Annotated in this window: 6 protein-coding genes; 5 read left to right on the top strand and 1 reads right to left on the bottom strand. The window is 45.8% G+C overall.

Going from position 1 to position 8557, the window contains the following annotated elements; genetic code table 11:
* The first annotated feature begins 251 nt into the window (after positions 1-251).
* The 4 genes from ACO2Q8_RS22525 (at position 252) to ACO2Q8_RS22510 (ending at position 5387) form a co-directional block, all read left to right on the top strand.
* Positions 252-1034, top strand: a complete 783-nt coding sequence (locus ACO2Q8_RS22525; protein ID WP_423347119.1) for a helix-turn-helix domain-containing protein — start codon at positions 252-254, stop codon at positions 1032-1034.
* Entirely contained in the window at positions 1031-4129 is a 3099-nt protein-coding gene (locus ACO2Q8_RS22520) for an HsdM family class I SAM-dependent methyltransferase (protein ID WP_423347118.1), read from the top strand. Before ACO2Q8_RS22525 ends, ACO2Q8_RS22520 begins: the two co-directional genes overlap by 4 nt.
* Positions 4126-4794 (top strand): hypothetical protein, encoded by a 669-nt coding sequence (locus ACO2Q8_RS22515; RefSeq protein ID WP_423347117.1) that lies wholly within the window; start codon positions 4126-4128, stop codon positions 4792-4794. The genes ACO2Q8_RS22520 and ACO2Q8_RS22515 overlap by 4 nt, the downstream gene beginning before the upstream one ends.
* A gap of 98 nt (positions 4795-4892) precedes the next feature.
* Positions 4893-5387 carry a DUF1772 domain-containing protein gene (locus ACO2Q8_RS22510; protein WP_423347116.1) on the top strand — a complete coding sequence of 165 codons (495 nt, stop codon included), beginning with the start codon at positions 4893-4895 and terminating at the stop codon, positions 5385-5387.
* 9 nt (positions 5388-5396) lie between these two features.
* On the opposite strand, the gene ACO2Q8_RS22505 is transcribed toward ACO2Q8_RS22510, so the two are convergent.
* Positions 5397-6341 carry a phytanoyl-CoA dioxygenase family protein gene (locus tag ACO2Q8_RS22505; RefSeq protein ID WP_423347115.1) on the bottom strand — a complete coding sequence of 315 codons (945 nt, stop codon included), beginning with the start codon at positions 6339-6341 and terminating at the stop codon, positions 5397-5399.
* A gap of 300 nt (positions 6342-6641) precedes the next feature.
* Here ACO2Q8_RS22505 and ACO2Q8_RS22500 point away from each other — a divergent pair, with 300 nt between their 5' ends.
* Positions 6642-8546, top strand: a complete 1905-nt coding sequence (locus tag ACO2Q8_RS22500; RefSeq protein WP_423347114.1) for an NADH-quinone oxidoreductase subunit L — start codon at positions 6642-6644, stop codon at positions 8544-8546.
* The last annotated feature ends 11 nt before the right edge of the window (positions 8547-8557 follow it).

Below are 8557 nucleotides of genomic sequence, written 5' to 3'. Positions count from 1 at the left end.
TTGGTTGGATGGTTACAAGACCTTGTTGAACCGTTTTGAAACCAAAGCCAGCAACTGGTTAGCCTTTCATTCCTTAGCGTTTTGTTGCGTGCTATTACAAAAACTAAAACTTTAGACAGCTTCTAATTGTAGTAACACATGGAAGTTATAAAACTTGATTTATGTCATATACCTTGACTAAAGGCCAGTATGATTTTTGTTTTGTAAGATAGAATTCCGAAATTTCCGACATATGCTAAAAAATCCGGAAAATGTTAGCGAAGAACTTAACAGATTTGCGGAAGGAAAAGAAATTGACTCAAGAAGCAGTAGCAAATGCTATTGGGGTCAGCAGATCTACTTATGCAGATTATGAAAAAGGTAAGTCAGAACCGGTTTCCAGTGTCCTTTTCAAATTGGCTACTCTTTTTAAGGTAAAAGCTGATGATTTAATCAGTGGCTTGGTCGATATGCCATTGTTTCGTCAGCCGCGCCAAATGCCGCGCTTATCTGATGATCTACGAGTTTTGCCAATAACTGTTGATAGTCAACAACGGGAGAACATTCAGTATGTGCCAGAGAATGCCAAGGCAGGTTATCTAAGCGAGCACAATCAACCAGAGTTCATAGAGCAATTACCCCACTTCCGGTTACCCAAACTAAATAAAGGCACTTTTCGGGCATTCGATATAGAAGGTGATTCAATGCCTCCGCTTCACAATGGCTATGTACTGATCGGCCGGTTTGTTGAACATGAACGCGACTTAAGGAGTGGGAATCGCTATGTGCTTGTTGTGAAAAATCAGGGAATTGTTTTTAAAAAAATTGTTCGAAATGAAGGGAAGCGTACTCGACAAACAAATTCTGTATTAATTCTAGTATCGGATAATCCGCAATTCTTACCGTATACAGTTGAACTTGGCGACATTCTTGAAGCATGGGAAATGGTGGCCTTTATCGGTTATCCTGACGTTTATCAAGATACAAGTCATCTGCTTAACGACCGGCTCCAATCAATTGAATACAAATTAGATAGCCTAACAACTCAGCTATGATTACGGATTTTTCGATCATTGAGCAGCTTGACTTCACTGTGACCGTCGATGTGCATGCTGATTCGTCGGAACTTTCGGCGTTAAAGCGGCACTATGTGCAACAGGCTAAACGATTCGATGATGATGGTGAAGGTATAGACAAAATTTATTTCTCTGGCGAATATCCGTCAGTTTACTTTAAGTCTGTACCAGCTTTTACGCCCGACATCATCCAGTCAGTAGTGCGTATTCAGCGCAAGGTTTGGAATCAGGGCAATGTACCGTTTTTATACGTTGAAAGCCCCGTTGAAGTTCGCGTCTATAATTGCTATGACACTCCTCGGAATTACAAAAAAGATGATGCAGAAGAAGATTTACGATTAATAAACGCTTCGAAGCAAGCCAAAATCGATTTAGATGAACTGCGCACCGTATTTGGCAAAATTGCCATTGAGTCAGGCGGTTTCTGGCAGGAAACGAAGTACGCTGAACGCGTTGATGTTAAAAAGCGGGTTGATCAGGCACTGATTGAAAATATCAAGAAAACCCGTAAGCGGCTTCGGTTGAAGAAGTTGAAAGACGATGTCATCCATGATCTGTTGTTGAGGTCTTTGTTTGTACTATATCTGGAAGACCGGGGAGCCACAGACAAGGCGTTTTATGAAAAATACTTGCCTGGCGCCAGCTCGTATTTTGAAATATTGACTGACCTTTCAGCCACCTACCGACTTTTTGAGACGCTGGAAATTACGTTTAATGGAAATTTATGCCCTGTTCAGGATAGTGAGCGTAATGAAGTTACAATAGAACATTTAAACGAAATTAAACGGTGTTTCTGGTCAGACTGGGCTTTATCTCAGCAAATGACATTTGTAGACTGGCGTATCTTTGATTTCGGCTATATTCCGATTCAGGTTATCAGTGAAATTTACGAAGATTTTTTAAGGAAAGAAGTTGGAGAAGGTGAAATGGCTAAGAACGGAGCGTTTTATACTCCTCACGCACTAGCTGAATTTATACTGAATCAGGTTTTGCCTTATCCTTCCTCAGGCGAAATCAATTACAACATTAGGACTATGGATCCTACATGTGGTTCAGGAGTTTTCTTAGTCAACACCCTAAACCGATTACTTGACCGCTGGGAGTATGTTCATTCTGATCAAAAACTGACATTTGAGATCATCAAAAGTATTGTCCTTGATAATATTTTTGGAATTGAAATCGAGGCTGAAGCCATTAAGGTAACTGCGTTCAGTATTTACCTTACTATGCTAGATCGGCTAGATCCAAAAACGTTGTGGCAGAACAAAAGATTTCCACATTTAATTTACGATCCCGACAGAATAGGGCAAAAACAGGGCAAAAATCTTTTCCGAATGAGCAGTCTTGGTAACGGGTCATTCGATAATATTGAATTTGATTTAGTTGTTGGCAACCCACCATTTGGCACTAAAAATGTGCCGTCTGAGATATTAGAATACATTGAAAATATAAAGAGATCAAATAAGAATCATGATTTTGCCACGCAAACAGCCATTGCTTTTTTACATCGCGTAACAAAATTAAGGTTGTCATCAGAAGCTAAAATTGCCCTTATTTCGACCAGTAAAATTTTATTTAATACTGGAAGAACATACCAGAGTTTCCGTCATTTCCTTTTCAATGAAAATTATGTAGAGAAAATATATAATTTTTCAGTCTTGAGACGAGTATCAGAAAAGCTAAGAGGACGCAATTTCTTTGCATCAGCGGTTGCACCTACATGTGTAATATTTTATACACCAATCTCACAAAGTAATTTTTCAAATAAGATAGCTTATTATACTCCCACAACAATTATAAAAAACCGATTAATTAACGGTATTGCGATAGATGCAACAGATATAAAGTATTTACCTAGAACAGAATGCCAGAAATCAGATACTAAAATCTGGAAAGTAGCCATGTGGGGTTTGGAACGGGATTTTACACTAATCAATAGACTAAATTCTAAATATTCTCTTTTAGAAACTATCGAGCAAAAAAAATGGGATAAAGGTGTAGGCTTTGATTTTTTTGGCCCTAAGGAAGTATTTGTACCTTCAAAAAAAACGTTTAATCCTGATATTAAAAAATTACCTCATATCCCTTCTAAAAGCGTTACAAGATATTATAGCCCAAAAAATCAAACTCTTAAAATAGATGATGAACATTTTAGACGTTTTGGGGATATGAATTCATACAACGCCCCACATGTCCTCATAAAAGAAGGACAATCAAAAAAACGATTTTGTGCTTCTTTTATTGATTATAATTGCTCTTACAAAAAATCTGTATATGGTTTACATAATCCCGATGATATTGATGATTTTAAATTATTAGTAGGTTTTTTAAACTCGTCTTTTGCCACTTATCTCATGTTTTTGACTTCCTCCAACTGGGGTGTAGAGAGAGAAAATATTAAATCTAACGAAATTCTTGACTTGCCTGATCTTTGCTTTACGCTGCCAATTAAATCAAAAGAACAAATTGTGGCAAAAGTTAACGAAATAATAAACCTAAAAAAAGGAAACACTATATCTCCAATTGACTATCAAATAGCTGAAATTGAGAGGCAAATTGAACTTGCTTTATGGGATGGACTTAACCTGTCAACGACTGACCGTATTTTGATTGAAGATTTGTTAAATTATAGATTAGATGCTTTTCAAGAACGTCAAAAATCCGTTGCATTTAAATCGGTTAATATTGAGCACAGCCAAGCTTATGCTACTCACCTTTGCCAGACAATAAATAACTTCTTACATCCGCATGATAGTATCCAAGCCCGTGCTCAATACTTTAATTTAAATCGTAAAACACCTTTACAGCTAATTATCCTTCATCTAGATGAGCAGAAGCGAAACAACACTATAGAAGAATTACCATCTGATGGTTTTGATGAAATTCTCCGGGAATTAGAAGCGTATACGTATCGCGAAGAAGCTGAAAGTATTTATTTTAGGCGGTTTCTTAGGTATTATAAAGACGATACAATTTATATTGTAAAACCCAATGAACGGCGGTTTTGGTCTCGTTCGATGGCACTGAACGATGCTGATGAAATTATTCTCGAAATCTTGACTAGCGAGGCATGAATGGTTTTGGCTCCATAAATATAAGCATTGCTACCAAGTTTAGAGAACGGTTTGCGGCTGATTGCATTGAAGGTATTTTGCTAGGCTATGAAAAAATGTATTTAGAAAAACTTTACGATGTCAACTCGGTTGAAGACAATCTCACAGCGCATTTAGTCAGAAACATGGAAGAAGTTGGCTACTTAACCGCAAAAGACATCATCGTTGATCCACAGCATAAGCTTTATAGTAAAAACGTTTTCTTCGGCACTGGTAATCCTGCTAAAAGTCCAACTATAGATTTGAAGTTTGGTAAAATTTGGGCCAGAACAGAGCATAAATTTTATGCGGAAGCGAAAAATCTATCTGAGAAAAACTGGAGAAAAACGAGCGGTAAAGCTGTAATAGCTTCTGACTCTAGATCATACTACATCAGTGATGGAATTGAGAGATACCTATCAGAATACTATCCTAAAGGATGCCTGATTGGCTACGTTGTAAATGGAACCGTTTCAGGCGTTGTATCCAAACTAAATAATTTGCTTATCCGCAGAGGAGTTGGGCCACGAGTCGGAACCCTCAAACAAGATACTGGTGCAACTCGTAATTGTTGTTTTATGTCTGACAATGAATTATCCCCGGGAAATATTTTTACCCTTCGGCATCTGATACTGCAACTTGTTTAACCAACCATCTTTTCACATCCCTCAATTACCTGTCGGTTTCGTTCTATTTTCCCGCACCGGTTTCTGCCAAATTTGTCTTCACCAAAACCTCAAAGTAGATGAAACTGGCAAACCTGATCCTGCTACTCGCCGGAACCAGCACCGCCCTGATGGCGGGTCTTTTTTTCGCGTTTTCGTGTTCGGTCAATCTTGGGCTAAGCCGCCTGTCGGATATGGCTTATCTGGCGGCTTTCCAGTCGATCAACCGGGCCATTCAGAACCCGGTTTTTCTGCTTGCCTTTCTGGGAGCTCCGCTGCTGTTGCCCCTGAGCGCCTGGATGCATGCCAACCGCCCGCTCTCCCGGCGGTTCTGGCTGCTGGCAGCGGCTTCGCTGGTTTACTGGGCCGGGAGCCTGGGCGTGACGGTTTTCGGCAACATTCCGCTGAATGAGCAACTCGACTCGTTTCAACTCGCGTCGGCTTCGGTCGAAGAACTGTCCCGGCAGCGGGCGCAGTTTGAAGGACCATGGAACCAACTGCATGCCGTTCGGACCCTGGCGTCTATCCTGGCCGTGGTGCTGGTTCTGATCGCCTGTCTGAGCCCGGAAGAGTGAACCGTCTCTCTATCGCCCCAGAATCTTGCGGAACGGTTTCAGAATCATCCCCCCGATCCGGCGAACGGCCGTCGGAATGGTAATCCGCATGGCGTAGCCTTCATTTTCCTGGTGGATGTATTCGTCGATGTACTTATTGGCGACTTTCTGGCCGGTGATGATGTTCGTGATCTGACGCAGGTACAATTTATCGAGCGGCATGTCCGACTGCAACGGCGTATAATACACGCAATCCTGAAAGAAGTAGTGGGTCACCTGGCTGTAGCGGGTCGAACCGGGAGTCAGAATTTTTTCGCCCCCGTGCAGCAGGTTGGCGGCCCAGATGATCGCCATGCCTTTTTTCATGTTCAGAATCCCTTTCTTCAGGTTCTGGGCCTCAATCAGATCTTCCAGAAAATCAGCGTATTTCGGATACGTTTTCCCGTAAGCTTCGTCCAGCGTTTTGGCCGATGTCGCCCGGATACCGATATCCGACAGATCATAAAAAGGCAGTTTGTGGCTCCCCGGATAATAGTGCAGCGGGCCGTTGTCGTCCCGAACATCTTCGAGCGCTACCCACACCCCGCACATAAACCGCTGCGGAATCGAGTGAAAGTGCATCGAATCGCTATGGGTCCGTTGCTGGGTTCCGAGCTTGAAGTTCAGGGTCTGAAACGGAATCGGTTCACGCCGGTACAACACCCGCAGGACTTCCAGCACCTTCGGGGCAATGGCAATCTGCTTAACGGCGTCCACCTCTTTCCAGGCATCCTGAATCCGGTCATCCTTAACGGCGACATGCCGGGGTTCCAGCTTTTCGAGCGCGGTATTCAGCACCGACTCATCAATTTCAGGATCGAAGATCACGTAGCCATCTTCCGCAAACTGCGTCACGATGCGTTCCATCTCCGGGCTCAGATTCGCTTTTTTCAGTTCAGAACGAAAAAACGGCGATTCCGTCCACGGAAGGTTCATGCTATATTGTTCAGTCGGTTGTGAGGTTGCCACGGCCATAGGAATTCAGGAAAATTGGTAAAACCGAACCAAATTTATGAAAAATTGTGAATTCCTGTTTCAAGTTCAGCGTTTACGGTAACCGATGGCAACAATCCGGAAGAAACACCGATTGAACGCATCAGCGCGAAAAAGTCCGTTTTCATCCGTTCCATCCGCTCAATCCGGATTCCCATTCCAACGCCATAAAACGAGCCGATTATTTTTATTGGCCCATTTATTCAGGATATTTGCCCCGACAAAGTCCCGTTATCCTGCGCAATGCTTGACGAACACACCGTCCGAAATCTACTCTGGCTTCTGGTTTTACTGCCCTTCTTGAGCGGCAGTGCGTGGCTGTTGGCGGGTCGGCGGGTCAATGGGTGGGCAGGCGGTTTTTCGGCGATCCTGACGCTGGCCGGGCTGACCGGATCCGTCTGGCTGGCGATCCAAACCGGGTCCGAACCGCTAACCGTCCGAACCGAATGGCTCACGATTCCGGGCCGGTCGGTGCCCATCACCTTCCGCGTCGATGCCCTCACGCTGCTGATGCTGGTCATCGTGCATTTCATTGCCTTGCTGGTGCAGGTTTATTCCCTTTCCTATCTCCACGACGCACCCGACCGTTACCGGTATTTCGGCTACTTGGGCCTGTTCATTGGCTCGATGCTGGGCATTGTGGTGGCCGGGAATCTGATCGTGCTGTATGCGTTCTGGGAACTGGTGGGCCTTTCGTCCTACCTACTGATTGGCTTCTGGTTCCGAAAACCTGCGGCAGCCGCAGCGGCCAAAAAAGCATTCCTGATGAACCGCATCGGCGATGCCGGTTTTCTGCTCGGTATTTTCCTGTTGCTTTTTCAATCCGGCACTACCGACCTGGCCGAACTCCCGGACCTGTTCGTGACCGACGGGCGGCTGGCGACGCTGACCGGTCTTTGTCTGTTTTGCGGCTGCATCGGCAAATCGGCGCAGTTTCCGCTCACCACTTGGCTCCCCGACGCGATGGAGGGGCCAACCCCGGCTTCGGCCCTGATTCATGCTGCGACAATGGTGGCCGCCGGGATTTTTTTGCTGGCCCGCATCCATTTTCTGCTGACACCCGACGCTCTGCTGTTCATCACGCTCATCGGAACAGTGACGATGCTGATGGCGGCTTATGCGGCACTTTACCAAACCGATATTAAGAAAGTCCTGGCGTATTCTACCGTCTCACAGCTCGGCCTGATGGTGGTTGGGATGGGCACCGGTAACCCCACCGGGGCGCTGTTTCACCTGACCACCCACGCGTTTTTCAAAGCCGGTTTGTTTCTGGCGGCCGGTTCGGTCATTCACGGCATTCATACGCAGGATATGCGCCGGATGGGCGGTTTGCGAAAGGCCATGCCGCTGACCTTCGTGGGCTGGGCGGTTTGCGCAGCCGCGCTGGCCGGTTTGCCGCTGTTTTCCGGTTTTTTGTCCAAAGAAACGATTCTGACCGGCGCGTTCAACTGGGCCGGACAAGCGGGCGGTTTGGCCTACGCGGTGCCCGTGCTGGCCGTGTTGTCTTCGGGGCTAACGGCCTGTTACATGGCCCGGCAGGGGAAACTGGTTTTCTTCGGCACGAATCGTAATCCGGAGGTTGCCGCGCACGAGTCCGGTTTTCTGCTGACCGGCCCGGTTTTGCTGTTGGCGGTTTTATCCGTCGGTTTTGTTTTTGCCCTCAACCCGTTTTCGGCGGCTCATAGCTGGTTTTTCGAGGTTTTTCCAACGGCGGGAGCGCACGAAGAGTACGGCTGGATTGCGGTTTTGTCCATCACTGTCGCGGCTGCCGGTAGCTGGCTGGGCTGGCAAATGCCGGTTTTGACCCGTTCGACGACCGCCAGCCGGTTATCCGAACACAACTGGTATCTCGACGCGTTCTACACCCGCCTGATTGTGTACCCGTTCGTACGGCTTTCTCGTCTGCTCTACCGGTTCGACCAGCGCGTAATCGACCAGTTCATCGACTGGATCGGGATGGGAAGCGTCGTGCTGGCACACATGGTCAGTTGGGTGGATCGGGCGATTGTGGATGGTTTGGTCAACGGGGCCTCGTGGCTGGCGCACCGGTTGGGCAACCTGACGCGCTCGGTGCAGAACGGACGGGTGCAGTCGTACATCGCCAGCGCCGTCATCGGTTTGTTAGTCATTCTTTGGTTTTTGATCTAGTCGGGGCAAAT

It is taken from the genome of Larkinella sp. VNQ87 (assembly GCF_049445795.1).
Classification (GTDB): domain Bacteria; phylum Bacteroidota; class Bacteroidia; order Cytophagales; family Spirosomataceae; genus Larkinella.
The sequence above is the reverse complement of the archived record's forward strand: the minus strand, read 5'-3'. Positions and strand labels throughout refer to the sequence as shown.